Origin of the sequence: Oceanicoccus sp. (assembly GCF_029238675.1) — a bacterium.
Classification (GTDB): Bacteria; Pseudomonadota; Gammaproteobacteria; order Pseudomonadales; family Dasaniaceae; genus Oceanicoccus.
In genome coordinates, this window is sequence record NZ_JAQWFR010000027.1 from 25,731 (window position 1) to 50,708 (window position 24,978).

Consider the following 24,978-nt stretch of genomic DNA (forward strand, 5'->3'; position numbering starts at 1 on the left):
ACATTAACTTTGGTGCCAAAATGGCGTACCGATAGTCGGCGTGCTGGGCTGGGCCAAATCACGTTCAGGCATTAAGCCCGCTTCGTAAGCTGCCCGGCCTGCTTTAAGGGCATGATTAAAACCCGTAGCCATGGTTACCGGGTCAGGAGATTGGGCGATAGCGGTATTTAGTAATACCGCATCGTAACCCATTTCCATAGCCTCAGCAGAATGGGAGGGTGCGCCAATGCCAGCATCAACCACCAGGGTAATATCCGGCAAGCGCTGACGTAAATTTTTTAAGGCATAGGGGTTAATTAAGCCTTTACCGGTACCGATTGGCGCACCCCAGGGCATCAAAATACGACAGCCGGCTTCTACCAACTTTTCACAAAGCACCAAATCATCGGTGCAATAGGGGAACACTTCAAAGCCCTGGGCAATTAATTCTTTTGTGGCTTCCAATAAGGCAAAGGGGTCGGGCTGCAAACTATATTCGTCCCCTATTACTTCCAGCTTAATCCACGGGGTATCAAATACTTCGCGGGCCATTTGTGCCGTGGTAATAGCTTCTTTGACAGAGTGGCAACCGGCGGTATTGGGTAAAATATGAATATCCAGGTCGCGCAAACTTTGCCAAAAAATATTGCCCCCATCCTGTTCCTGCGATTGCCGCCGCAATGATACGGTCACCACATCAGCGCCGGAGGCCGCAATGGCATCCACCATAATTTGTGGCGATGGATACAGTGCCGAGCCAATAAACAGGCGGCTATTGATTTCTTTATCAGCCAAGGTCCACATCGTTATCCCCCTTGCATTGGCACCAATAATTCAACACGGTCACCCTGCTGCAATAATAATTGGTCGTACTCTGTTTTGGGTACAAAGTTTTCATTAACAGCAATGGCAAAATTGTCTGGCTTATCGGATAAACCGGCAATCATCTGCTGGATGGATTGCTCAGGGACAATCTCCGTCACCTGATCATTTAAAAAAATCGTAATCACGATTAACTTACCCGCCCTTCATTATAAATCGATGGAAACTGCGACTCGGCAATGGTTTGGGTTTGCACATAACGAAGCACTTCTTCAGCCAGTGCTGGCGCTAATAACCAACCGTGACGAAACAAGCCATTGACCCTGATCAAACCATCGGCCGTACTGATTAACGGCAAGTTATCCATCAGTGCCGGCCGACAATTGGTTTTGGTTTCAGTAATGCGCGCTTCGGCAAAGCCCGGATGAATGGCATATAAGGCCGATAATAATTCCAGCGCCGAGCGCACACTAATAGCGCTGTTATCATCGCTCTCTATTTGAGTGGCACCCAAAATATACTGCTGGTCTTTTTGTGGCACCAAATACAAACGATAACGAGGGTGCATCAAACGCACCATCCGGCTAATAGTCACTTCAGGAGCATGTACCCACAATAACTCTCCCCGCACACCGCGCAGTTTTTCAATATCCTGTTTCGCACCCAGACCCCGGCAATCAATCACCAGGTCAAAATGGAATTGCTGATCGGCTGTATGCAACTGTTGCGGCCCTATTTTTTCTATCGCGGTATTGGCATACCAGTTGGCGCCGCCAGCCATTAACTGCTCGGCCAGCTTGCGCATAATTTCTCGCGGATATAGCCAGCCCTCATCAGCCAGCTGGGTCGCCTGTTGGAATTGCGTCGCCAGATCAGGCTCACAGTCTGCCAGGGCAGTCTGGTTCAATAGACGCACAGAAGAATCGTCGGGGATTTTTCGCTGCAGGGTTAAATTAAACCGTTGTAAGTCTGCCTGGTCTTGTTGATGGGCTACTACCAAACTGCCGCGCTGAAAAAAACAATCTTCAGCATCCAGTGACGCCACCAGCTCAGGCCAAAGCGATAAACCCCGCTGGCCCAATTGGTAAATCAAGCTCTCTGCTGACTCAAGTTCACTGTAGGGCGCTAACATACCGGCAGCGGTATAGGCGGCAGCCCCGCCAAAATCCGCCGGGTCTTTATCGAACAGACTGACCTGGTGGCCAGCACGTTGCAGCTGCCACGCCAGCAGCCGCCCCATAATACCGGCGCCGGCAATACCAATCTGTAAACCTGTTTGCGTCACCATGGGCGTCACTACACTTCTTTATAAAGCTCGCTGCCTTCAGAGCGAAACTTTTCCGACATTTCGTTCATACCTTCAGCCGCTTCTTTTTCTGCCTCTTGCTGGGCCGCGTAATCACGGACCTCTTGAGTGATTTTCATCGAGCAGAATTTGGGGCCACACATCGAACAAAAATGCGCGACTTTGGCGGACTCTTTAGGCAGGGTTTCATCGTGGAATTCCCGCGCGCGATCCGGGTCGAGACTCAGGTTAAACTGGTCTTCCCAACGGAATTCAAAGCGCGCCTTGGACAAAGCGTTATCGCGTATTTGAGAAGAGGGATGCCCCTTGGCCAAATCCGCTGAGTGGGCGGCAATCTTATAGGTGATAATACCTTCTTTAACATCATCGCGATTAGGCAGTCCCAAATGCTCTTTGGGAGTTACATAACAGAGCATGGCACAGCCATACCAACCAATCATAGCGGCGCCAATACCCGAGGAAAAATGATCATAGCCCGGCGATATATCGGTCACCAGTGGCCCCAAAGTATAGAACGGCGCTTCATGGCAGTGTTTTAACTGCTCGTCCATATTTTCTTTCACCATATGCATGGGCACATGACCGGGGCCTTCGATAAAGACCTGAACATCATGCTCCCAGGCAATCTTGGTTAATTCACCCAGCGTACGCAGTTCTGAAAATTGCGCTTCATCGTTGGCATCGGCAATACAACCCGGACGCAAACCATCACCCAGCGAGAAAGTCACATCATAGGCTTTAAGAATTTCACAGATATCTTCAAAGTGGGTGTAGAGGAAATTTTCTTTGTGGTGAGCCAAGCACCACTTCGCCATAATGGAACCACCGCGGGAAACGATACCGGTAACGCGCTTGGCAGTCATGGGCACATAGGGCAACAGTACGCCGGCATGAATAGTAAAATAATCCACCCCTTGTTCCGCCTGTTCAATCAGCGTATCGCGGAAAATTTCCCAGGTTAAATCCTCGGCCACACCATCCACTTTTTCCAGTGCCTGGTAAATGGGTACTGTACCAATAGGCACGGGCGAATTACGTACAATCCACTCACGGGTTTCATGAATATTTTTGCCGGTGGATAAATCCATTACGGTATCGCCACCCCAGCGGGTTGACCACACCATTTTCTCTACCTCTTCTTCAATGGAAGAAGTCACTGCACTGTTGCCAATGTTGGCATTAATTTTTACCAGGAAGTTACGGCCAATAATCATTGGCTCGGATTCAGGGTGGTTAATATTGGCAGGAATAACGGCACGGCCTGCGGCCACTTCACTGCGAACAAATTCCGGGGTAATAAATTTGGGGGTATTGGCGCCAAAATTCATCCCGGGGTGCTGGTCTTTAGCGGCCTCTTCTACCGCTTTTTCTTCCAGCGCCAGGTTTTCCCGAATGGCAATATATTCCATTTCCGGTGTAATAATTCCCTGGCGGGCATAGTGTAACTGAGTAACATTTTTGCCGGGCAAGGCGCGGCGTGGCTTGCTGATATGATCGAAGCGCAAGGTCTCAAGAGTAATATTCTGGTCGCGAAGACGGGTATATTCCGAGGTAAAACGATCCAGCTCTACGGTGTCGTTGCGCTCGGCAACCCAGCCGGCCCGCATAGGGTCAAGGCCTGTACGCACATCAATCGATACCGAGGGGTCGGTATAAACACCGGAGGTATCATAGATACGCACCGATGGATTATCTTCCAGCGATCCATCTTGCAGATGGGTGGGTGACAGACTGACTTCCCGCATCGCTACCCGTACGTCCGGACGACTACCCTCGATATAAATCTTTTCAGAATTGGGGAAAGGTTGAGTCGATAGCTCATCAACTTTAGCTGTTTCACTAAGCTTTTGAATGTTACTGGTAGACTTGGACATTGAGTGGTCACTCCATCATGGCAAACAATTAAGGAGCGGCCTGGCGGAGCGACAAGAGGCATTAACAACTGCCTGCATGACTACTTGTTTCCTACGCAGGTATTAACCTGTTCAGGTACTACGGGTTTGGCTTAAACCATCTCAGCTTATTCCAGAGCTAACTCCGGGCAAAGCACCCCGACAAGACGCGATAATTAGTGCAGAAGATTCTACGGAATTTACTTGAAGATAACAATCAGGCAATGGGTTGGATTTTTTGGGCATAGTGGCGCCTGTTGAGAGTCAGCCCAGCAAGGGCGCCACGGGACGGGCCCTATGCCAAGCACTTAAGGCTTATGATAGAATCCGCAGCCTAAACCACCCGGCCAGAAATCAACCACCCAATGAGCGATAAAGACTCCATTTACTCACAGCCCTTAGACTCTATTACCAACTTTAGCTTTGATAAAAAAGTGGTGCAGGTCTTCCCGGATATGATCCAACGCTCGGTGCCAGGCTATGGCACCATTATCGCTATGACCGGGGTACTGGCAGAGCGCTATGCCCAGGCCCATAGCCATTGTTATGACCTGGGCAGCTCATTGGGGGCTTCTACCCTGTCGATGCGACAGCAGCTCGATGGGCGCGACTGTAAAATTATCGCCGTGGATAACTCCGCCGCCATGCAGCAACAGTGTCAGCAGATTATTGACCAGGATACTGCCAATACCCCTGTTGAGTTGGTAGAAGCCAATATCCAGGACGTTGACATCGAAAACGCCTCAGTCGTGGTGTTAAATTTCACTTTACAATTTATTAGCAAGGATGAACGGGAAGCTTTATTGCAAAAAATTTATAACGGCATGCTCGACGGCGGTATTTTAGTCTTGTCTGAAAAATTTTGTTTTGATGACCCACACCTGCAAGAACTGAATACGGATTTACACCATAGCTTTAAGCGCGCCAACGGTTATAGCGATATGGAAATCAGCCAGAAACGTACCGCTCTGGAAAAGGTGTTACTCCCCGAAACCATGGTCACCCACCAGCAGCGTTTAAAAACAGTCGGCTTTAATAATGTGGATGTGTGGTTTCAGTGTTTTAATTTTGCGTCGTTGGTCGCCATCAAATAATGATTGATTACCAGCCCTTTATTGAACAACTTAACAGCGACGATGATAACCGCGAAGCCCTGGCACAATGGCTTGAGCAAATGCCGGCCCAAATCGCCAAGGGCTTAGATGAAAAACGCTATGGCGACTTACCGCGCTGGAAATCGGTATTAGCACAGTTACCCGACTGGCCGACAGCCGCTTACGATTTAAACCAGACCGCTATTCAACTCACCAATGAAAATGCTCTAACGGCTGAACAGCACAGCGACTTCAAACAACAGTTACAGGGCCTGCACCCCTGGCGCAAAGGCCCCTTTAATCTATTTGATGTAGAGATTGATACCGAGTGGCGCTCCGATTGGAAATGGGATCGTTTAAAAGATCATATCGAACCCTTGCAGGGCAAAAAGGTATTGGATATCGGCTGTGGCAGTGGCTACCACTGCTGGCGTATGCGCGGCGCAGGTGCAGATCTGGTGATAGGTATTGATCCCACCCCTTTATTTATTGTGCAGTTTTTTACCCTGCAAAAATATATTCAGGATCATCGCGTCACCGTATTGCCAATGGGCATTGAACACCTACCGGAAAAGCTAAGGTTCTTTGATAGTGTTTTTTCCATGGGTGTGCTGTATCACCGCCGCTCACCCTTTGACCACTTGATGGAACTGCGTGATAGTTTAACCAGTGGCGGCGAACTGGTATTAGAAACCCTGGTCATTGAAGGAGATGAAGGCGAAGTACTGGTGCCCGAAGGCCGCTATGCACGGATGGGCAATGTCTGGTTTTTACCCAGCTGCCCCACCATGATGCGATGGCTAAAAAAGGTCGGCTTTAAGGATATTAAGCTAGTCAATGTAACAGACACCACTATCGAGGAGCAGCGCAGCACAGAGTGGATGACTTTCCATTCACTGGAGCAGTTTTTAGACCCTGAAAATCACAGTAAAACCATTGAAGGTTACCCCGCCCCGCGCAGAGCCATTTTTACCGCTAAAGCCCCTTGAAGCCGCCAATCCTGTGAGTACCAACAGTTTGCTTCCAACCTGAATAAATAGAGGTTTACAAAGCCAGGGCAATCACTTTAAAACTTTTATTACTGGCAACCGTCTCAACGCTGGAAAATAACGGCGCGGCTTTTTTTTCCAGGGGAATAAAACTGTTAACCACAAACAAGCCTCGCCCGCCCGGTGCTAACAAACGTTTGCAAGTCTGCAAAAAACGACGGGTAAGATCACCTTCAATATCAAACCCTTGATGAAAAGGCGGGTTACAAATAATCAAATCCGCTTGCTTTGAAATAGCTTCTGCACAGTTATCAATCAGCACTTCACCACTAAGCTTATGTTTGGCAAAGTTCTGCTTACAGGCATTAATCGCCGTAATATTATTGTCCGTGGCCAGATAATCAGCCGATAAAAACTGATGCGCCATGACGGATAAAAACCCATAGCCACAGCCTAAATCAATAACCTGCTCGGGCAATGTTTCAAATATTCCCAGATAATTGGCTAAGGTATCGATTAAAAAAACACTACCCTGATCAACCTTATTCCAGCCAAATATACCCGGCTTGCTAATAAAAGACAGGTCGCCAGCAACCACCGTGGAAAATTCGGTATAGTTTTTATCGTCCAGTGGGTCAGCAGCAATAGCTTCGCGAGTCAGTGTTGCTAACAGGGTGCTTTGGGGGCCGCGCTGTTTATCTGCAGGGCAGCCTAATAAGGCCGCAGCCTTGCTTACGTAGGTTTTAATGCCTTCGTTTTTATAACCTGCCAGCAGCAACTCACCCTGCGGTTTTAAATACCGGGCAGCAGCATTAATAATATGATGGACAACGGCTTTTTCTTTAGAAACGCGATAGTAGATAACATCAAAGCTGCTCAGCTCGAAACCGGAAAAATCATAATCTGATAAGGCCGCCTTAAAACCTTTTTTTTGCAGTGCCAAATACACATCATAGCGGTTACTTATCACCTGCAAATTTTTCGCCGGGGTTATACTGGCAATATCCTGCTCAGTGATATTTTCATCCACCAGCCAGAGTGCTTGCCCATTCCCCTGCTGCTGCAATGCCGGTTGCAATAACTGCCACGCTAAATCCTTCATAGGCTGGCCACCTCTTCAGGTGTCAAGGCGCGATATTCACCCGGCATCAAATCTTCATCCAGTACAATATGACCTATGCGTTCACGGTGAAGCATTTCAACTTTATTACCTACCGCCGCCAACATACGTTTTACTTGATGGTATTTTCCTTCACTGATCGTAAGCCTTGCCGTTTGCACATCAACCACTTCCATTTGAGCAGGTTTTGTGGGGCGTTTTTCATTATCCAAATGAATACCCTGCTCAATTTTTACGACCGCTTCATCGGTAATAGGGTCTGCAGTTTCCAGTAGATACGTTTTTTGGCAATCGCGGTTTGGGGAAGTTACTCGATGAGACCACTGCCCGTCGTCGGTCAGTAATAGCAAGCCGGTGGTATCAATATCCAGCCGCCCGGCGATATGTAATTGGTCGAGATTATCTTCGTCGAATAATTCCAGCACCGTAAGATGCTCACGGTCTTTAGTGGCAGAGACGTAACCCAGGGGTTTGTGCAGCATAAAATATCTTGCGGTGGCAGCACGCAGCACTTCACCATCAATGGCCACCTCTGCACTTTCTTCAACATGGGTGCGAGGGTCAGTCACCCTGGCACCATCAACGGTCACCCTATTGAATTTCAGTATCTTCTTGGATTCGGCTCGAGAAAGATCGGTAACCGCCGTTAAGTATTTATCCAGGCGCATAGTGTTTTTGCTTTACTTCGCAGAGAATGAATAGAGTGCAACCATATTAAAAGATCGCTAACTGAGTTTCATCTTTAATTGTTTTGGCCAGAGGCTGCCACCCCGGTAAGCCATCCAATAACTGATGAAACATAGCGGCCTGTTCTGGCGCGCCAATATTATCCGGCGTATGGATAAAAACGATTGGCTGAATGCCCTGCTGTTGCCATTCGGCTATCTTGTTAACCCAGGGCAGCAAATATTGCTGATTATGATGAAAATCAGCTCCGCCAACAAAGCGGATAATAGGGTGCTTTGCTGTAGGGATAGCATGCACAGGCAAACGAGGTTTTTTACGGTGCGCGTCTTTTTCCTGCTCAGTAATCGCCGGGCGGCTAAACAGGGCACGGCTATCAAAGCACACTCTATCTACCTGAAATTTATGCAGGGTCTGATTCAGAGTCTTTTCCTCATCACCACGATTAAAAAAATCACGATGCCTGACTTCAACCGCAAAACTATAGTCACTGGGTAGCTCTTTTAGGAAACGCTGTAGATCAGGCAACTGCTCGGGAGCAAAACTATCCGGCAACTGAATCATAAACGCCCCCAGATTATCTCCCAGGGGCTCAAGCCGCTTAAGAAACTCAGACAATTCAACACCGCAGTAGCGCAAATAATTTTCGTGGGTGATTTTTCTGGGTAGTTTAAAACAAAAACGAAAGTCAGGCTGGGCCTGTGATTTCCAGCTGGCTACAGTGCTTTGCGTAGGCAGTGCGTAAAAGGTGGTATTGCCTTCAACACTATTGAAGACTGATGAATAGTGCTGAAGAAAATTTTTACTATTAGCGCCCGCAGGAAACAAGCTCCCTATCCATTGCCGGTTCGACCACATGGGTAAACCCAGGCTGTAGAGAGATGACTGCGGGGTGGAGGACATTAATGCTCTCTGGTTGCCCTGAATTGCACATCAGGCCAACGCTCTTCCATCAATTGCAGGTTAACGCGAGTTGGCGCTAAGTAAGTAAGGTGACCGCCGCCATCTATCGCCAAATTTTCTGCCGCTTTCCTTTTAAATTCGCTCAGCATTTTCTCGTCGTCGCATTCAATCCAGCGGGCGGTATACACACTGACCGGCTCATAGATCGCTTCAACTTTATACTCATCTTTTAAACGGTAGGCGACCACTTCATATTGCAGCTGACCAACCGCACCCACAATTAAGTTGGAATTGCTGACCGGCATAAAGACCTGTGTAGACCCTTCTTCCGATAACTGCTGTAAACCTTTTTGCAAAGCCTTGGCTTTTAGCGGATCTTTAAGACGAATTAAGCGAAACATTTCCGGTGCAAAATGCGGGATACCGGTGAACTTTAACTCTTCACCCTCGGAGAAAGTGTCACCAATCTGAATGGTGCCATGGTTATGCAAGCCGATAATATCACCAGAGCGTGCCACCTCCACCGCTTCTCGCTCACCGGCTTTAAAGGTCACTGCGTCGGCAATTTTTACGTCTTTGGCAATACGCACATGTTTCATTTTCATACCCTTGGTATAAGTACCAGAGCAAATACGCATAAAGGCAATACGGTCGCGGTGCTTGGGGTCCATATTGGCTTGAATCTTAAATACAAAGCCACTGAATTTTTCTTCGTCGGGGGCAACTTCCCGGCTGGCCGTTTCCCTTGCCAATGGCGACGGAGCCCACTCCACAAAACCATCCAGCATTTCACGTACACCAAAATTGGACAAGGCCGTACCAAAAAACACTGGCGTTAAGGTACCGGCTAAATAAGCGTCCAGATCGAACTCATGGCTAGCGCCACGTACCAACTCTATCTCTTCGGCAAAATCTTCGTAATAAACACCCAGCAGCTTTTTGGCTTCGTCACTCTCAAGACCCTGTATTTGAATATCATCGGCAATAACATTGCTTTGGCCTTGCTGGAATACATGAATAATATCGGTATAGAGGTTATAGACTCCTTTAAACTCTTTACCCATACCTATCGGCCAGTTGATGGGCGCCCCTTGAATGGACAGCACCTTTTCAATTTCATCTAACAGGTCAATAGGGTCGCGAATATCGCGGTCCATTTTGTTCACAAAGCTAAGGATAGGGGTATCACGCAGGCGACAGACATCCATTAATTTAATGGTGCGGGCCTCGACACCCTTGGCGCCGTCAACCACCATCAGGGCAGAATCTACGGCGGTTAAGGTACGATAGGTATCTTCAGAGAAATCTTCGTGCCCCGGGGTATCCAGCAGGTTGACGGTGCGCTCTTTATAAGGGAATTGCATCACCGATGATGTTACCGAGATACCCCGCTCCTGCTCCATGCCCATCCAGTCTGAGGTGGCATGGCGGTCAGACTTTTTGCCCTTTACGGTACCTGCCACCTGAATAAGCTGGCCCAATAACAGTAGCTTCTCGGTAATGGTGGTTTTACCGGCATCCGGGTGCGAGATGATAGCGAACGTGCGTCGTTTATTGACTTCATTAATAAAATTGGCTTCAGCCATGTATCTAAATTCCCAACTTGTACAAAGATTTGCACAAGAATAAAGTTAACTCTAAGCCCTGATTATCAAGTAGTTTACCAAGGCCTGCAGCCAGCAAAGCCTCCCGTATTTGTAATCAATCCAGAGCGATTAAATTGTGGCGTATTATACGCCCGTGCCTGCCAAAGGCACGTTTTGTAAATGTTTTTCAATTACCTCAATCATATCCTTCGTAAGAGGTAAATTTGTCTTCTCACGATGCCAGACTTCGTGAAAGGCTAAAACCGTTTCACGCGCCGTATCCAATACTAGCTTTTCTGGCAGCATGGCTTTAGCGGCCAAGTGCGACAACTCATCCAACGTAAATTCACTAAACTTCTTAGTGCGGCTGACTTTCAGCGATGCACTATCATCAGGAATATAAGCAATAGTTGAAACAAAATCATAAGCTGGCGCTATTGAGGCAGTTTGCTTATCGTTATATATCACCGACCAGTTCTTAAGATGCATATCCGCATTGCCGATCAGCGTGTTAAACACCAAGCGACGGATAAACTCAACCACATCACCCTCATGCCCTTCCAGGCCTATAACTTGAGCGATATTACGCATACTGGCTTTCTTGTATTTGGCTTCCGGGTATACCCCAAAGACCTGCGCAAAGTCTTCCATGTGAATAGCCTGCCCATCAGCACTGCGATCAAAACGCTTAATCGCAAAAGCACTATCCCCAAATCGTCCAATACCTTCCGGGATACCCCCGATCTGGTCGATAGAAAGTAGCTGCGTCTCTGGTACATCCATACCCAGCATCCGCGCTAATTCCATCATGGCAAATTCATTTTCTGGTACGGCTTCAAAGCGTGACGATGGCAATTTCACAATCCAGGAGCCACCTGTTCCAGAGGCTGGGATGGTCAAACCTGCCGCCTGCTGCACCGCTGAAAACTTCAACTGCACCCCAGCCAGTGAAAACCGCATTGGCTGTTCTAATGGCTCCCCCTCTTCCACCTCTTCATGCACATTCGGTGGCAGGGTCTCACCTTCGGCAGGTACGACAGTTATCGCACCGGGCAAGTCCTGCCCGAGCACCCACAGTAAAAAAAACTCGCGCGCCGGATTAACATTCGCGCGTTCCGCCAGATAATGACGCATCGTTTCTTCTGGCAATAAGTTCGAGAAAAACGGCGTAAGCTTAGTTTGTGTCGGCTTAAAATCCGTAATCAAACCACCCAAAGAGTCCTTAAACCCCAAACTTAAAACAGGTCGCGCTTCATCGCTGATATAGTCATCCGTAAACGCAAATAATGTTCTGTCATGCCCAACGTTGGTAATCGTCCCTATCAGCTGGCCATAGAGCAGAACATTCAATGTCGAAACACTACTCATCCGCGTCACCATCCAGACTATAAACAGGCGATACCGCTTCCAAATCATCTCCGCCCACAGCAGAGCGCATAATCGACTTAATAGCCGGCATAGACTTCTTAGGTGCTAAAAACAGCTCCAAATCCAACACACGGGCCAAAGCAATCAAGCTGGATATACGCAGATCAACACCACCCGCCTCAATCTTAGAGATATGGCTTTGGGGCACACCAGAGCGCGCACTCAACTCCCGTTGGCTAAGCCCCTTACGCGCCCGCGCCTCTCGTAGCGCTTCCAGTATTTGATCATTGTTATAAGTCATTCTTGATATTCTTTTCTATATCTAAGTTTACACAATATCTGCAAAAACATATCACAACATACCAAACAGCACAACAATGATATATAAAAACATATCATAAAGACTAGTTTATGCGACCATCAAAACACGGCGATTTAGCTTGTATACGATCATAGATTTCCTGCCGGTGGATCCCTGCCTCTTTGGGGCTTTAAACCCCAGCCGGACCTGGCATCCCTGAACGTCTAAAGCGGTTAATCTAATATCATCACCTAATGTAATAATTTGGCCAATTTTTCTGGTGAGTATTAGCATCTGTGTTTCCCTTTTGTTTAGAATGGATAGTGAAGAAATTTTATCCGCCACAGCGCAACAACTGAACCTGCCCTACTTAGAGTGCAATCTTATTAGTGGGAGACTTATCCATCCTATGGGGACACGAACAAGCCCCACAATACGCTTATAGTAAGAGCGAACATCACTACCCAAAAGGACTTAGCTAATGATCAGCTTCGAGACGGCCCTCCAATTTTTTATTGTTAATAGCAGCCTCTGCCTAATACCCTGCGCAGAGATGATTATTGTTATCACCCAGTCATCAACGCAGGGCTGGAAAGCGGGTATGACTTTTGTAGCAGGTACCTGTTTGGCGTTAACCGTTCAGGTGATGCTGATGGCTTTTGGGGTGTCTGCTATTATTCAAACATCCGAGTGGATTTTTAATGGTTTGAAAATTGTTGGCGTTTGCTATCTGTTTTTTCTAGCCTGGCAAATGTTCTCTCGCCCCATTGCATTAACAACGCAAGGCGTACAACCGTTCAAATCACGGGCAACATTATTTCGTGAAGGTATGGTGCTTAACTTTTCTACCCCAATGACGCCGCTTTTTTTGCTGTTTCTGATCCCAAGTTTTATTGATACTGAAAGAGGCAATATTATGCTGCAGTCATTTCAGTTAGGTGGCGTTATCATTCTGGCGATCCTCTCTATGTACACGGCGTACTGCATTGCGGCAGATAGAGCTGGCGCGCTTATTTTACAATCGGAAAGGTTTCAGGGCTATTTACAACGGGGAGCGGCATCAACGATTGCTGGCTTTGCGATTTATTTGGCGTTGGCGCAGCAATCGTTATGAGGGAAGTATGTTTAGCTTTCAGAACCTAGTCATTTTTTACCAGCATTTCATCTGACAGGAAAAAGTGGCCATTCAGTTTTCTCATTTTCTTTTCTGAAAAATCTGCGGGGGTATATTCATTAGAGGACTTTTCATCCGTCAGCAAGCCCAGGCACTGGTAAGCCTCAGCAACCAGCTCACTACAGAAAATTGCAGACAGATCTTTATGGTTATGGCCAAAGGGACCGTCATTGGCAGACTTTAGCAATTGCACCTTCTCGTGCTTATAGCTTTTGCTACGCAACTGCTTTCTCAGTTCCATCAGTTTTAATAGAGTACCGGTAGGTAAAGAAGCCCCTTTTAATTGCCTTACTGCAATATCACCACTGTATTTATGTACCCGATCACTCAACGGTACCAACTGCACCCCCATGCGTGGAGGACTGGATTCCAAATTGTCTATATTACTTGGCATAGTACATTCCCATATGGTTAGAAAGTCATATTCGGGAATTCGCATTACCATGCCAACATGTGAAAACTTGCTCAAGGTGCCATATTTAATAACATCACTAAAAGCACCTCTGGCAGAATATAAAACCAGATCTCCTGTTTTAAGCTCATTACGTATGATTGAATAGCTAATCATCACTCACTCCTGATACCGAGTTAAAGAACAGCATAGCTACTGAGCATCTTTTTTAGCTTCCCCACACGGTCAATCTTATACGGGAAAACATCATAAGATTCGACAGTTACTACCCCAGCCAAAAAGAGCAGTCATATTTACTAAAAACACAGGAAATAACCAGAGCAAAAGCGTCTAAATTATTTAACATTCTTGACGGCGATATAAGCCCTTGCGACACTAGGTCGCACCCTTTTTTCACTGGTTAGGTTATACTCCCCCGCGTCATTAACACCCACTTAACCCATCCCGATGAAGACAAGACCTTTACAGCTTACCGCCTCCATTGCCAATCTCAGGCGTCTGGCAATGATCCGCCTGATTCTGGTGTTCGCACTGCTAACGGCGCTGACTTATATTTATCTGGGGCCTACTCCCGAAGATATTGATAGCGCTCACCTGAGCATTTTGGCTTTTATGGCGCTGGTAAATATATTGACCTATTGGCGCTTACAACAACCCTGGCCAGTTACTGATGCAGAGTATTTTTTTCAGCTATTGGTTGATCTGGGAAATTTCACCTGGCTGCTTTATGTTAGTGGCGGCGCCACCAACCCGTTTGTTTCTTATTATTTAGTACCACTGACTATTTCAGCTGCTGTATTGCCCTGGCGCTATACCTGGATAGTGGCCGGATTGTCGCTAAGCGCCTACACCTTACTACTGTTTTTTTACCAGCCATTGCCTCTTTTACAGCCGGCCATGGACCACAGCCAACATGGCAGCGCATTAAATGCACATATCATTGGTATGTGGATTACCTTTGCATTAAGTACCGGCCTGATTACGTATTTTGTGGTGAAGATGGCTAATGCGTTAAGGCAGCAGGAAATCACCCAGGCGTCTAACAGGGAAAATGAGTTGCGCGATGAACAAATTCTTGCGGTGGCCACACTGGCTGCCGGCACAGCCCATGAGCTGGGTACACCACTGGCCACAATGACGGTGTTAGTCGAAGAGCTGCAACAGGAATATCAACAGCAAAAAGAGTTGGGGGAAGATTTAACACTGCTGAATACTCAGTTAAGTAGCTGTAAAAAAATTCTTCAGGGGCTGGTATCTACAGCTGAAGCGCACAACCATGGACAGCGCCAGGCTGTAATATGTACAGAGTATGTACAACAGCTGTTAAGCCACTGGCAGGTATTGCGTCCCGATGCGACCTATCAATTCTCGGCCAGTGACAGTAGTCAATTGCTGACTCTTGAAGTAGACACTACGCTGGACCAGGCCATTAATAATTTATTAAATAATGCCGCTGACGCTAAAGCGGATAATATCGAAGTCTCCGTAGGCAGTGATGATAAGCAGTTGATATTAACTATTCGTGACCACGGGGAAGGTATACCACCCGATCTGGCGGAGCAATTGGGCAAACCGTTTATTAGCACCAAAGGCAAAGGGCTGGGGCTGGGATTATTTCTTAGTCATGCAACCATCAGCCGCTATAACGGTAGTATTACGCTGCGTAATCATGTCGATGGCGGTACACTGGCCACTATTATTTTACCCGCTAAACCAGCACAGGCTTTGTAATCATGGAGCGCTTTTTACTCGTCGATGACGATGACGTTTTTACTCAAGTACTGGCCCGCGCTTTGCATCGCCGCGGGCTGGAATGCGTCTGCGCACACAATTCTGCCGAGGCTTTACAACTGGCACAGCAAGAGAGCTTTAGTAAAGCCATTATTGATTTAAAAATGGAAGGCCCTTCTGGTTTAACCTTGATACCCACACTAAAACAACAGCAACCCGATATAGATATTGTGATGCTAACGGGTTACTCCAGTGTGGCAACGGCGGTGGAAGCCGTTAAGCTAGGGGCTATCAATTATTTGTGCAAGCCCGCCAATACCGATGATATTCTGGCGGCCTTTGAGAATATTGAAGGGGATATTAAGGCAGAAATTCCTGAGCAAAGACCCTCTGTTGACCGATTAGAATGGGAACATATCCAGAAAGTGCTGGCAGAATACGATGGCAATATTTCTGCTACAGCCCGAGCATTGGGTATGCATCGGCGAACCTTGCAGCGAAAGTTGAATAAACGCCCGGTAAAAGAGTAAGAACTAGCTCGCCACTACTTTGTTGCGACCACCACCCTTGGCTTGGTACAAGGCTTTATCCGCCGATTCAATCAACTCACGCCAATTCTCCTCGCAGCTTGCGGCAACCCCTATGCTAATTGTCAGGCATTCAAAGGGGCTTTCTTTATGGGGCAAAGCCATGGTTTCAACCGCCTCCCTGACACGCTCAGCAGCAACAATAGCATCATCCTTATTAGTCTCAGGCATCAGCAACAGAATTTCTTCACCGCCGTAGCGATAGACCCGGTCACTTTCCCGCATACTGTCCTTGATCGTATCAGCCAAAGCGCGCAGGGCATTGTCCCCTCGCTGATGGCCGTAATAGTCGTTGTATTTTTTAAAGAAATCGACGTCCATCAGCGCGATGGCATAGCCTTTTTTATAGCGCCTGGCGGAAGCTTCGGTAAAGTTTAACTCCACCTCCATAGCCCGACGATTACCAATTTTCATCAATGCATCTTCGTTGGAGAGTAAATGCAGCTCATGATTTTCTGTCTCTAATTGGCTTTGCCGTTCAATCAGGTGAACGTAGGCATCGACCATATCGGTTTGGGTCACCAGGCCGACTAATTGCTCGTGTTCGTTAATCACCAACAAGTGCCGCAATTTGCGACTGCGCGCTAAAACCAGCGCATCATATAAAGAGGTGGTCTGCTGCACACAGACAGGGTCTTTGGTCATCACTTCAGCTACGGCGACATCAGCAACATCCCGGTTAATCAATGCCTCGGAAAATAATCGAACGATATCTCGCTCGGTGATAATACCTTTAGGGAAACCACTTTCACTAACGAGAACGCATGAACATTGTTTCTCGCACATAATGGCCACTGCATCTGCCAGACAATCAGCGGGGGAAACACCCGCTACAATGTCTGTCATTAATTCGCCAATGATCATAAAACTTCCACCACTTTTATTGATACAACCATTCAGGAGTCATTATTCAACCATTTTATTTTGTTGAATAATTCTTGGCTCAGCAGCGGCTTCAAAGGTTTTACCATCGCTGGATTTAATCGCCTGGGTCACGCCACTAAAGGACCGAAGGTACAGTTTATGCCCCCGTTTCTTTAATGAATTTTGCACTGGGCCAGGTAGACTTTTTTCTGTCATTGTCACTTGCGGGCGCCACTGGTTATGGACGCGGGGCGTTGTCAGCGCCTGCTCTACTGTCATGCCCAGGTCTAACATATTCATGATGCCTTGCAATACCTGGGTAATGATCGTCGGGCCACCCGCCGCACCAATACTGATAACAGGCTGGCCATCTTTGACCACAATGGTTGGGCTCATACTCGATAAGGGGCGCTTGCCCGGTTGTACGCTGTTTGCCTCGCTGCCCACCAAACCATAAGCGTTAGGTACGCCGGGCTGAATGGAAAAGTCATCCATTTGGTTATTCATTAATACGCCGGTGCCGGGTATCACCACTTTCGAACCAAAGGGTGTATTTAAAGTAGTGGTAATAGCTACCCAGTTACCCCATTGGTCGGCGGCGGAAATATGGGTCGTGTGTTTGCCAAAAAAATCAATCTCGGCGTTGGGTGGATTGCCATGGCTAATATCAATATTGGCTTGTTTAAAGTCGATTTTTTTTGCCAATTGGTCCGCATAGCTTTGTGCAATTAAACCTTTGGGCACTTTGACAAAATCAGGGTCGCCTAAAAATTGAGCGCGATCAGCAAAAGCGGCACGCATGCTTTCGGCCAATAAATAATATCGATCTGCTTCACTTAAGACGGCGATATCAAAGTTCTCTAACATATTGAGTATTTGCGCTACATGCACGCCGCCGGAGCTGGGTGGTGGAAAACCGTAGATGCTATAACCCCGGTAATCACTTTTTACCGGTTCACGAATCCGCATTGTATAGTTGGCCATATCGTCGGCGGTTAAAATACCGTTATGGTTTCTCATCCACTGGTCAACGGCTTTGGCAAAGTCACCACGGTAAAAATAATCAATACCTTGCTCGGCTATTTGCCGGTAGGTATTGGCCAGATCCTTTTGCACTAAGCGATGGCCCGCAGGCCAGGGCTCGCCTGTTTGATCTAATAAAATCGCTGCGGTTGGCGGAAATAATTTGATGGTTTCCTGGCTGGATGTTATTCGCTGATGGGATACGGCACTCAGGGGGAAACCCTGCTCTGCAATATCAGCGGCAGGTAGTAATAAGTCCTTTAAGCTAAGTTTGCCGCCCTGTTTGAGCATATAGTCGTAAGCCGCTAAGGCACCGGGGACACCTATAGCCAGGGCGCCGGTTTTGCTCAATGCACTATTCGCCTTGCCGTCTCGAATATACATATCGCGGCGGGCTGCTTGCGGTGCCATTTCACGGCCATCAATGGCCTCTACTGTACTATCGGCATAGTGGATAACAGCGAAGTTGCCATTACCTATACCGGAGTTGTGGTTATCAACAACGCCCAGTGTCAATGCAGCAGCCACCGCTGCATCAATTGCGGTACCGCCCTGCTCCAGGGCATTGAGACCAGCCTGTGTGGCCAGGGGATGGATAGTGGCAACCGCACCTAAACCGCTGGCACTGGTGCGGGCATAGTTGCTGGCGCGGGAATAATCGGTCTCAGAACTTTGTGCAGCAGCATTGGCCGCCAGGGTGGTTAGTACCAACAACAGGCTTAATGCCCATGTGGTTAATCGCGCCGTCATATCTTGCCTTATAACGTTATAGGGTTATTAATCTGAGCTACTGTAGGGTTTATTGTCTTTTTACTCAACCTTAGACAACCTTTTGCCCAGTGGCCCAGTCAACCACCCGCAGACAGGTCGCCAGAAATAAACCTGATTAGGCACGCCACTTAACGTGCTATTATCATCCCAAGCTTTATTGACTTAAATGATGTACTGATAGTACTTTATGGTAAATAAATAGCTTAATGTTATCTCTTTATAATAAATATTTTATTTATAGTGCTTTTCCCAAGCTTACTGTAGACCAACAAACGCCGACGCAATGACAGCAAATAAAAACCGATACTACAAGTATTCGCGCATAAGCGAAGCGAAATTTCGACAAATTTTGCGCTGCTTTGCTATGGACCTCACAGCGACACAGACTGCTCAGCTCACCGATGTCAGCGTGCGCTCGATCAACAGCATTTTTCTGAAAATCAGGGGGCGCATCACTACACTGTGTGAGGCGGGGTCGCCCTATGCCAGCAATGATGAAAGTCGCGGCACAGGTGTTGGCGCCAGCACCGACGATAAAGACCAGGACCCGGTTAATCAATATGTCGCTTTTGGTATCTACCAGCGCGACGATAAGATTTATACCGAGTTTGCTCCCCACGATACTCGCCACATACTGCAACAAAACCAACGCTATGGTGCCAAGCTGGATGAGCTGACCGCTACAGAGGGCTGGAAAGACTACGACGGCCTGGCCGATGTTGACCAAACCCGCCTATACCACGTAAATAGCACCGACGAGGTTGCCGGCCCAGCCGGTAGTACCATAAATACCGTAGATTCGTTCTGGAGCTTTGCCAAGCGCCGTATGGCCCAGTTTAATGGCATTCACAAGCACACATTTTATCTGCACTTAAAAGAAACCGAATTCCGGTTTAATTACCGCCGGGATAATATTTATCGCACTTTACTAAAAATGCTGCTTACCACACCCCTATAGGCAGCACTGACTCCAAGACATTGAAAAATAAGAACTTTATCTTGATTTAGAGATAATATGACTTGATTGAGTAGGTATAATCCGCTGTTTATTTCGCTATCTACGGATTTTTTTCTAGCGGCTAGTGTCCTATATTTTAACCATCAGATGCGCAGAATTTTATAGCAGTAAGGCTATGCGAATAGCCAACTCCATCCACGTCTCTCAGTTGTACCCTTAATGGCACCCATATCCGGGTGCTTTTTTTTTGATCCAAAAAGCGGTGAGTTAAGTAGATATCCTTACAGGGCTCTCGGTAATTACTCATTTTCTTACCAGCCGCTGTCAATTAATCTGTAAACATTGAAACACACACCATTCCAGGTCTCGAACATAAATACTTTTTAGCACCCTCAAGGGTGCTTTTTTATGTCGGACTTATGTGGCCGGTCTAACTAGCCAGTCTACGACGCCTACACTATTCCCCACAAGCTGTTAGAATGCCGGCCAACCATAATCAAAATAAACCTGGATCAAAAAAACTGATTTATTAATAGCCCGTCAATGATACCGGAGAAGATTATGGAATTTAATATCGACAAGCTACTTGAAGACGCCCCTAACCTGGTCGTCACCTATGGCGCTCAACTGATAACTGCGCTGGTTATCTTTATTATTGGTAAATGGATAGCAAAAGCCATTGCCAATGCCATTACCCATAATATGAACAAAAAAAATGTTGATAAAACTATCAGCAACTTTGTTGGCAATATTATTTATACCGCTTTATTTGCCTTCGCTATTATTGCAGCACTGGGTCAAATCGGCATTGAAACCGCATCGTTTGTTGCCATTATCGGCGCCGCCGGTTTAGCCGTTGGTTTTGCGCTACAGGGCTCCTTATCCAATTTCGCCTCAGGGGTGTTGTTAATTTTATTCCGCCCAATACGCTCCGGTGATTTTGTCGAGGCCGCCGGCGAAGCAGGTGTTATTGATGAAGTCGGCATTTTTAGTACCACAATGAAAACCGGTGATAACAAAGTCATTATTATTCCTAATTCCAATATTATGGGCGGCAATATCACCAACTACTCAATGGAAGCCACTCGCCGCATCGATTTGATGGTAGGTATTGGCTATGACGCTGATATTCGAAAAGCCAAGCAAGTGCTTGAAGAAATCATCAACAATGAAAGTCGTATTTTAAAAGACCCCGCCGTCACCATTGCAGTAGCAGAACTGGCTGACTCCTCGGTCAATTTTGTGGTGCGCCCATGGGTTAACTCCGAAGACTACTGGCCCACTAAATTCGAATTACTGGAAACCATTAAACTCCGTTTCGACCGGGAAGGGATTAGTATTCCGTTCCCACAAATGGATGTTCACTTACAACAATAATTTTTTAACAATAATTTTTTAACTTTAGTCTTTTAACTTTAATCTTTTAAACAGGACCAACAATGAAATTAAATGTATTACAAAAAACCCTGGCTGCTTCTTTAGTAGCCAGCGTTCTGACTGCAAACCACTCTCTCGCTGAAGAGGAAACCAAACTATGGAGCGGCAGTGTTGAGTTTGGCTTTGTTGATACCAGCGGCAATACTGAAGAAACCACCACCAAAAGCCGTGCCGAGATATTCCGTGAAACAGAGCAATGGAAGTACACCTTTTTATTCAACTCTTCTGCCTCGCAAACCGACGGCGACAATACCGCTGAGAAGTATTTTTTAGCCAACCGCTTATCCTATAAGTATGCTGACCAGGACTATGTCTATGGGTATCACTCCTACGACGATGATCGCTTTAGCGGCTTTGACTATATAACCACATTCTCAATGGGTTATGGCCGAACCATTTTAGATAATGAAACCATGAAGTGGGATGCTGAAGTCGGTCCCGGTTATCGCTCTAGCAAAGTGGATGATGAAAGCAACGGTGAAGATAGTGAAGAAATTGTATTAAGAATGTTCACCAACTATAAATGGGAATTTTCAGAAAATGCTACTTTTTCACAAGGCTTTGATGTTGAAGCCGGTGAGGACAATACGATCAGCAACTCCAGAACAGCACTTGAAGTTAAAGTGATTGGCGAAGTGGCAATTGTGCTTTCTTATACGGTCAAGTACAAAGAAGAAGTACCAGCAGACACCAAGCATGCTGACACTGAAACTACAGTGGCGGTTAGTTACTCGTTTTAATATTACCGGCGGCAGACACCGTCACCCTGTCTGCCAAAGTGATACAACTATACAAAGCATTTCATAAATTGAGGCACTTTAATGTCGCTGGAAAGTGTGACTTAATAGCCGCTGCACTTGAAATGCTGTTTTATTAACCCATATAGATTGTTGACCAAAAACAATAAAGCTTGCCATTGGCCTGATTAACCACTGATCGCGAGCACACTACTGAGGAAAAAATCATGTTGATCGGCCAAAATTCTGTTGTAAGTATCCAATACACCCTGACCAACGACAGCGGTGAAATTATGGACCAGTCCCTGGAGGGGCAACCTTTAGTGTACTTACACGGTGCGGCGGGTATTATCCCCGGCCTTGAAAATGAACTCACCGGCAAAACTGCAGGCGCCGACTTTAAAGTGACTATTAAACCTGAAGAAGCCTATGGCGACCATGTTCCGGAAATGGTGCAGGAAGTACCCCGCACGTCTTTCCCACCCGACCAGGATATCCAGGTAGGTATGCAGTTTAATGCTGAGTCACCTAATGGCCCTATGACAGTCGCTGTTACTGCAGTTGCTGATGACACCATTACAGTCGATGGCAATCACCCTTTAGCGGGTTTGACCTTGCACTTTGAAGGCAAAATTGAAGGCGTCCGCGAAGCGACTGCTGAAGAGCAAGAGCACGGCCACGCTCACTAAGCTACCTCACTCATGCCTAGCCGCAAACGCCCACTAGAGGGCATCCGTGTTATTGAATTGGGCCAGTTACTGGCAGGCCCCTTTACCGGCTCTATGCTGGCCTATTTTGGCGCTGAAGTGATTAAGGTTGAACCCCCCAAAGGCGGTGACCCTATTCGAGGCTGGCGTGAAGTGCAAAACGGTACCTCATTGTGGTGGCATAGCCTGGGCCGTAATAAGAAATCTGTCGCCATTGATTTAAAAGCCGAGGAAGGTCGAGAGTTGGTGCGTCAGTTGATTGATACAGCTGATGTGTTAGTTGAAAACTTTCGTCCCGGTGTGATGGAAAAATGGGGACTTGGACCCGATGCCATCAAAAAGACTAACCCCGGTATTATCTACACTCGAATTTCCGGTTACGGGCAGGATGGCCCCAATTCAGTTAAGCCCGGTTATGCGTCGGTTTGTGAAGGCTACAGCGGCTTTCGTTATGTTAATGGCTTTGAAAATCAGGCCCCCGTTCGCCCTAATTTAAGTATTGGCGACACTATTGCCGCTATCCATGCTGCGCTGGGGGTCACCCTTGCGATTATTGAACGCAGCAATAATGAAAACAGTGAAGGGCAAGTGATTGATGTGGCCCTGTATGAGTCCATGTTTAACTTAATGGAAGCGGTGATTCCTGAATATGACGGCGCCGGTGTCATTCGCGAGCCATCAGGTACTACCGTCACCGGTATCGTACCGACTAATACCTACCGCTGTCGCGATGCCAGGTATGTGGTCATTGGCGGTAACGGCGATGCTATTTTTAAACGCCTGATGATTGCTGCCGGCCACCCTGAAATGGCGGAAAATCCTGAAATGGCCGACAACGCTGGCCGCGTAATTCACGAAGTAGACATTGATAACGCTTTGGCTAAGTGGTGTTTGGATAATGATGCTAAAACCATTATTGATATTTTAGAGGCCGAGCGTGTACCCGTTGGCCCTATCTATAATGTCGAAGATATGATGAACGACGCGCACTATCAGGCGCGCGGGATGTTTGAGCAGGTTGAAATTGATGGCAAACCGCTGAAGATTCCGGCGATTTTACCGAAGTTAAAATCAACACCCGGAGCAACGACCTGGTCAGGGCCTCAGTTGGGCAGTCATAATGACGAAGTGCTGGGTGAGCTATTGGGCCTGAGCGACGAACAACTGGCCGAGCTTAAAAACAACCGTATTATTGCCTGATTAACTCAAACAGCACTCTAAGACTTACAATAAGGATTACAACAGGGAACGACCCTTGTTGGCCGCAATGCGCATGCGCAGCGCATTAAGCTTGATAAAGCCCTCGGCATCCTGCTGGTCATAGGCGCCGGCATCATCTTCAAAGGTCGCGATACTCTCATCAAATAGCGACTGATCAGAACGACGGCCAACCACGGTGACATTGCCCTTATACAGCTTCACGCGTACATCACCGTTAACAAATTGCTGGGATTCATCAATCGCTGTCTGCAACATTTGACGCTCGGGCGCCCACCAATAACCGTTATAGACCAACTCAGCATATTTCGGCATCAGGCTATCTTTTAAGTGAGCCACTTCACGGTCTAATGTAATCGACTCAATAGCGCGGTGGGCCGGCATCATAATGGTGCCCCCTGGAGTCTCATAGCAACCGCGGGACTTCATACCTACATAGCGGTTTTCTACAATATCCAAACGACCAATACCGTTAGCACCACCAACTTTGTTCAGGTACGCCAATACGGTAGCTGGTGACATTTCCTCACCGTCGATAGCGACAATATCACCACCGCGGTAGGTTAATTCAAGATAAGTGGGTGTGTCGGGGGCCTGTTCAGGAGACACACTCCAGCGCCACATATCATCTTCGGCTTCTGCCCATGGGTCTTCCAGAATACCGCCTTCATAGGAGATATGCAGTAGATTAGCATCCATTGAATAGGGTGATTTTTTCTTGCTACCGGCAAAATCAACGGGAATATCGCGCTCGGCACAGTAAGCCATTAAGGTCTCACGGGAGGTCAGGTCCCACTCGCGCCATGGCGCAATCACTTGAATACCGGGCTTAAGGGCATAGGCACCCAACTCAAAACGCACCTGGTCATTACCTTTACCGGTGGCACCGTGGGAAATCGCATCGGCACCGGTTTCATTGGCAATCTCAATCAGGCGCTTGGCAATTAATGGGCGGGCAATGGAGGTGCCCAGCAGGTACTCGCCTTCATAGATGGTGTTGGCGCGAAACATAGGGAATACATAGTCGCGAACAAACTCTTCTTTCAGGTCATCAATATAGATTTCTTTAACACCCAAAGCCTCAGCCTTGGCGCGAGCTGGCTCAACTTCTTCGCCCTGGCCGATATCAGCGGTAAAGGTCACCACTTCGCAATTATAGGTATCTTGCAACCAACGGACGATAACGGAAGTATCCAGACCACCGGAATAGGCCAAAACGACTTTGTTGATATCAGACATGAAAATCTCCACACAGGCTGTAAACCATGGTTCTAGGGGGTTTTGAGGGCGGGTATTCTACTGGGGTTTAGCGCAG

General features: G+C 47.3%; 24 protein-coding genes, 1 pseudogene and 1 riboswitch. Of the genes and pseudogenes, 10 read left to right on the forward strand and 15 right to left on the reverse strand.

Going from position 1 to position 24,978, the window contains the following annotated elements; translation table 11 throughout:
• Positions 1-3: 3 nt before the first annotated feature.
• Genes P8H32_RS09250 through thiC form a run of 4 tightly spaced genes read right to left on the reverse strand, consistent with a single transcriptional unit; the run spans position 4 to position 3,981 of the window.
• Positions 4-783: a thiazole synthase gene (locus tag P8H32_RS09250; protein WP_297291882.1), complete on the reverse strand. Its 780-nt coding sequence runs from the start codon at positions 781-783 to the stop codon at positions 4-6.
• Positions 784-785: 2 nt separating this feature from the next.
• Positions 786-989 carry a sulfur carrier protein ThiS gene (thiS, locus tag P8H32_RS09255; RefSeq protein ID WP_297291881.1) on the reverse strand — a complete coding sequence of 68 codons (204 nt, stop codon included), beginning with the start codon at positions 987-989 and terminating at the stop codon, positions 786-788.
• A gap of 2 nt (positions 990-991) precedes the next feature.
• A complete protein-coding gene (thiO, locus tag P8H32_RS09260; RefSeq protein ID WP_301089251.1) occupies positions 992-2,089 on the reverse strand; it encodes a glycine oxidase ThiO in 1,098 nt (365 codons plus the stop codon).
• Positions 2,090-2,097: 8 nt separating this feature from the next.
• Positions 2,098-3,981: a phosphomethylpyrimidine synthase ThiC gene (thiC, locus tag P8H32_RS09265; protein WP_297291879.1), complete on the reverse strand. Its 1,884-nt coding sequence runs from the start codon at positions 3,979-3,981 to the stop codon at positions 2,098-2,100.
• A gap of 71 nt (positions 3,982-4,052) precedes the next feature.
• Positions 4,053-4,171, reverse strand: a riboswitch (TPP riboswitch).
• 193 nt (positions 4,172-4,364) lie between these two features.
• Between thiC and cmoA the strand changes: the two genes are divergently transcribed.
• Together cmoA and cmoB are read left to right on the forward strand one after the other, a co-directional pair.
• Positions 4,365-5,093 (forward strand): carboxy-S-adenosyl-L-methionine synthase CmoA, encoded by a 729-nt coding sequence (gene cmoA / locus P8H32_RS09270; protein WP_297291878.1) that lies wholly within the window; start codon positions 4,365-4,367, stop codon positions 5,091-5,093.
• The gene (gene cmoB / locus P8H32_RS09275) at positions 5,093-6,082 is read left to right on the forward strand and encodes a tRNA 5-methoxyuridine(34)/uridine 5-oxyacetic acid(34) synthase CmoB (RefSeq protein WP_297291877.1); all 990 of its coding nucleotides are present in this window, start codon (positions 5,093-5,095) and stop codon (positions 6,080-6,082) included. The genes cmoA and cmoB overlap by 1 nt, the downstream gene beginning before the upstream one ends.
• A gap of 55 nt (positions 6,083-6,137) precedes the next feature.
• On the opposite strand, the gene P8H32_RS09280 is transcribed toward cmoB, so the two are convergent.
• The 7 genes and pseudogenes from P8H32_RS09280 to csrA form a co-directional block, all read right to left on the reverse strand.
• A complete protein-coding gene (locus P8H32_RS09280) occupies positions 6,138-7,184 on the reverse strand; it encodes a methyltransferase (protein WP_297291876.1) in 1,047 nt (348 codons plus the stop codon).
• Complete coding sequence (gene rsuA, locus P8H32_RS09285; RefSeq protein ID WP_301089252.1) at positions 7,181-7,870, reverse strand: 16S rRNA pseudouridine(516) synthase RsuA; 690 nt, start codon at positions 7,868-7,870, stop codon at positions 7,181-7,183. Before rsuA ends, P8H32_RS09280 begins: the two co-directional genes overlap by 4 nt.
• Positions 7,871-7,916: 46 nt before the next feature.
• Positions 7,917-8,789, reverse strand: coding sequence for a DUF72 domain-containing protein (locus P8H32_RS09290; protein WP_301089253.1), 873 nt, complete (start codon positions 8,787-8,789; stop codon positions 7,917-7,919).
• Entirely contained in the window at positions 8,789-10,375 is a 1,587-nt protein-coding gene (locus P8H32_RS09295; RefSeq protein WP_301089254.1) for a peptide chain release factor 3, read from the reverse strand. The genes P8H32_RS09290 and P8H32_RS09295 overlap by 1 nt, the downstream gene beginning before the upstream one ends.
• A 144-nt stretch (positions 10,376-10,519) precedes the next feature.
• Complete coding sequence (locus P8H32_RS09300; RefSeq protein ID WP_301089255.1) at positions 10,520-11,743, reverse strand: HipA domain-containing protein; 1,224 nt, start codon at positions 11,741-11,743, stop codon at positions 10,520-10,522.
• Positions 11,736-12,044, reverse strand: a complete 309-nt coding sequence (locus tag P8H32_RS09305; RefSeq protein WP_297291871.1) for a helix-turn-helix domain-containing protein — start codon at positions 12,042-12,044, stop codon at positions 11,736-11,738. The genes P8H32_RS09300 and P8H32_RS09305 overlap by 8 nt, the downstream gene beginning before the upstream one ends.
• Positions 12,045-12,147: 103 nt before the next feature.
• Positions 12,148-12,338: pseudogene (csrA, locus tag P8H32_RS09310) on the reverse strand (carbon storage regulator CsrA).
• Positions 12,339-12,525: 187 nt separating this feature from the next.
• On the opposite strand from csrA, the gene P8H32_RS09315 reads away from it, so the two are divergent.
• On the forward strand, positions 12,526-13,158 hold the full coding sequence (locus tag P8H32_RS09315; protein ID WP_301089256.1) for a LysE family translocator: 633 nt from the start codon (positions 12,526-12,528) through the stop codon (positions 13,156-13,158).
• Positions 13,159-13,183: 25 nt separating this feature from the next.
• On the opposite strand, the gene P8H32_RS09320 is transcribed toward P8H32_RS09315, so the two are convergent.
• Positions 13,184-13,612 (reverse strand): hypothetical protein, encoded by a 429-nt coding sequence (locus tag P8H32_RS09320; protein ID WP_297291429.1) that lies wholly within the window; start codon positions 13,610-13,612, stop codon positions 13,184-13,186.
• A 465-nt stretch (positions 13,613-14,077) separates the two neighbouring features.
• On the opposite strand from P8H32_RS09320, the gene P8H32_RS09325 reads away from it, so the two are divergent.
• Both P8H32_RS09325 and P8H32_RS09330 read left to right on the forward strand, forming a co-directional pair.
• The gene (locus tag P8H32_RS09325) at positions 14,078-15,361 is read left to right on the forward strand and encodes an ATP-binding protein (RefSeq protein ID WP_297291430.1); all 1,284 of its coding nucleotides are present in this window, start codon (positions 14,078-14,080) and stop codon (positions 15,359-15,361) included.
• Between the two features lie 2 nt (positions 15,362-15,363).
• On the forward strand, positions 15,364-15,891 hold the full coding sequence (locus tag P8H32_RS09330) for a response regulator transcription factor (protein ID WP_297291431.1): 528 nt from the start codon (positions 15,364-15,366) through the stop codon (positions 15,889-15,891).
• 3 nt (positions 15,892-15,894) lie between these two features.
• On the opposite strand, the gene P8H32_RS09335 is transcribed toward P8H32_RS09330, so the two are convergent.
• Together P8H32_RS09335 and ggt are read right to left on the reverse strand one after the other, a co-directional pair.
• Positions 15,895-16,794: a GGDEF domain-containing protein gene (locus P8H32_RS09335; protein WP_297291432.1), complete on the reverse strand. Its 900-nt coding sequence runs from the start codon at positions 16,792-16,794 to the stop codon at positions 15,895-15,897.
• Positions 16,795-16,854: 60 nt separating this feature from the next.
• Entirely contained in the window at positions 16,855-18,585 is a 1,731-nt protein-coding gene (gene ggt, locus P8H32_RS09340; protein WP_301089257.1) for a gamma-glutamyltransferase, read from the reverse strand.
• A gap of 385 nt (positions 18,586-18,970) precedes the next feature.
• Between ggt and P8H32_RS09345 the strand changes: the two genes are divergently transcribed.
• The 5 genes from P8H32_RS09345 to P8H32_RS09365 all read left to right on the forward strand — a co-directional run bounded on the left by P8H32_RS09345 (position 18,971) and on the right by P8H32_RS09365 (position 23,645).
• Positions 18,971-19,564, forward strand: coding sequence for a transposase (locus P8H32_RS09345; RefSeq protein ID WP_297291434.1), 594 nt, complete (start codon positions 18,971-18,973; stop codon positions 19,562-19,564).
• Positions 19,565-20,125: 561 nt separating this feature from the next.
• Positions 20,126-20,941: a mechanosensitive ion channel domain-containing protein gene (locus P8H32_RS09350; protein ID WP_297291435.1), complete on the forward strand. Its 816-nt coding sequence runs from the start codon at positions 20,126-20,128 to the stop codon at positions 20,939-20,941.
• 62 nt (positions 20,942-21,003) lie between these two features.
• On the forward strand, positions 21,004-21,741 hold the full coding sequence (locus P8H32_RS09355) for a YdiY family protein (protein ID WP_297291436.1): 738 nt from the start codon (positions 21,004-21,006) through the stop codon (positions 21,739-21,741).
• Between the two features lie 224 nt (positions 21,742-21,965).
• Positions 21,966-22,427 carry a peptidylprolyl isomerase gene (locus P8H32_RS09360; protein ID WP_301089258.1) on the forward strand — a complete coding sequence of 154 codons (462 nt, stop codon included), beginning with the start codon at positions 21,966-21,968 and terminating at the stop codon, positions 22,425-22,427.
• Between the two features lie 12 nt (positions 22,428-22,439).
• Positions 22,440-23,645, forward strand: a complete 1,206-nt coding sequence (locus P8H32_RS09365; RefSeq protein ID WP_301089259.1) for a CaiB/BaiF CoA-transferase family protein — start codon at positions 22,440-22,442, stop codon at positions 23,643-23,645.
• Positions 23,646-23,681: 36 nt separating this feature from the next.
• Here the strand turns inward: P8H32_RS09365 and P8H32_RS09370 are convergent, their stop codons facing one another.
• A complete protein-coding gene (locus tag P8H32_RS09370; protein WP_297291439.1) occupies positions 23,682-24,902 on the reverse strand; it encodes an argininosuccinate synthase in 1,221 nt (406 codons plus the stop codon).
• Between the last annotated feature and the right edge of the window lie 76 nt (positions 24,903-24,978).

What these genes read in the sequence shown, in the direction of transcription:
- P8H32_RS09250 (WP_297291882.1), bottom strand. Translation starts at nt 783, where the DNA reads ATGTGGACCTTGGCTGATAAAGAAATCAATAGCCGCCTGTTTATTGGC.
- thiO (WP_301089251.1), bottom strand. Translation starts at nt 2,089, where the DNA reads ATGGTGACGCAAACAGGTTTACAGATTGGTATTGCCGGCGCCGGTATT.
- thiC (WP_297291879.1), bottom strand. Translation starts at nt 3,981, where the DNA reads ATGTCCAAGTCTACCAGTAACATTCAAAAGCTTAGTGAAACAGCTAAA.
- cmoA (WP_297291878.1), top strand. Translation starts at nt 4,365, where the DNA reads ATGAGCGATAAAGACTCCATTTACTCACAGCCCTTAGACTCTATTACC.
- cmoB (WP_297291877.1), top strand. Translation starts at nt 5,093, where the DNA reads ATGATTGATTACCAGCCCTTTATTGAACAACTTAACAGCGACGATGAT.
- P8H32_RS09280 (WP_297291876.1), bottom strand. Translation starts at nt 7,184, where the DNA reads ATGAAGGATTTAGCGTGGCAGTTATTGCAACCGGCATTGCAGCAGCAG.
- rsuA (WP_301089252.1), bottom strand. Translation starts at nt 7,870, where the DNA reads ATGCGCCTGGATAAATACTTAACGGCGGTTACCGATCTTTCTCGAGCC.
- P8H32_RS09290 (WP_301089253.1), bottom strand. Translation starts at nt 8,789, where the DNA reads ATGTCCTCCACCCCGCAGTCATCTCTCTACAGCCTGGGTTTACCCATG.
- P8H32_RS09295 (WP_301089254.1), bottom strand. Translation starts at nt 10,375, where the DNA reads ATGGCTGAAGCCAATTTTATTAATGAAGTCAATAAACGACGCACGTTC.
- P8H32_RS09300 (WP_301089255.1), bottom strand. Translation starts at nt 11,743, where the DNA reads ATGAGTAGTGTTTCGACATTGAATGTTCTGCTCTATGGCCAGCTGATA.
- P8H32_RS09305 (WP_297291871.1), bottom strand. Translation starts at nt 12,044, where the DNA reads ATGACTTATAACAATGATCAAATACTGGAAGCGCTACGAGAGGCGCGG.
- P8H32_RS09315 (WP_301089256.1), top strand. Translation starts at nt 12,526, where the DNA reads ATGATCAGCTTCGAGACGGCCCTCCAATTTTTTATTGTTAATAGCAGC.
- P8H32_RS09320 (WP_297291429.1), bottom strand. Translation starts at nt 13,612, where the DNA reads ATGCCAAGTAATATAGACAATTTGGAATCCAGTCCTCCACGCATGGGG.
- P8H32_RS09325 (WP_297291430.1), top strand. Translation starts at nt 14,078, where the DNA reads ATGAAGACAAGACCTTTACAGCTTACCGCCTCCATTGCCAATCTCAGG.
- P8H32_RS09330 (WP_297291431.1), top strand. Translation starts at nt 15,364, where the DNA reads ATGGAGCGCTTTTTACTCGTCGATGACGATGACGTTTTTACTCAAGTA.
- P8H32_RS09335 (WP_297291432.1), bottom strand. Translation starts at nt 16,794, where the DNA reads ATGACAGACATTGTAGCGGGTGTTTCCCCCGCTGATTGTCTGGCAGAT.
- ggt (WP_301089257.1), bottom strand. Translation starts at nt 18,585, where the DNA reads ATGACGGCGCGATTAACCACATGGGCATTAAGCCTGTTGTTGGTACTA.
- P8H32_RS09345 (WP_297291434.1), top strand. Translation starts at nt 18,971, where the DNA reads ATGGACCTCACAGCGACACAGACTGCTCAGCTCACCGATGTCAGCGTG.
- P8H32_RS09350 (WP_297291435.1), top strand. Translation starts at nt 20,126, where the DNA reads ATGGAATTTAATATCGACAAGCTACTTGAAGACGCCCCTAACCTGGTC.
- P8H32_RS09355 (WP_297291436.1), top strand. Translation starts at nt 21,004, where the DNA reads ATGAAATTAAATGTATTACAAAAAACCCTGGCTGCTTCTTTAGTAGCC.
- P8H32_RS09360 (WP_301089258.1), top strand. Translation starts at nt 21,966, where the DNA reads ATGTTGATCGGCCAAAATTCTGTTGTAAGTATCCAATACACCCTGACC.
- P8H32_RS09365 (WP_301089259.1), top strand. Translation starts at nt 22,440, where the DNA reads ATGCCTAGCCGCAAACGCCCACTAGAGGGCATCCGTGTTATTGAATTG.
- P8H32_RS09370 (WP_297291439.1), bottom strand. Translation starts at nt 24,902, where the DNA reads ATGTCTGATATCAACAAAGTCGTTTTGGCCTATTCCGGTGGTCTGGAT.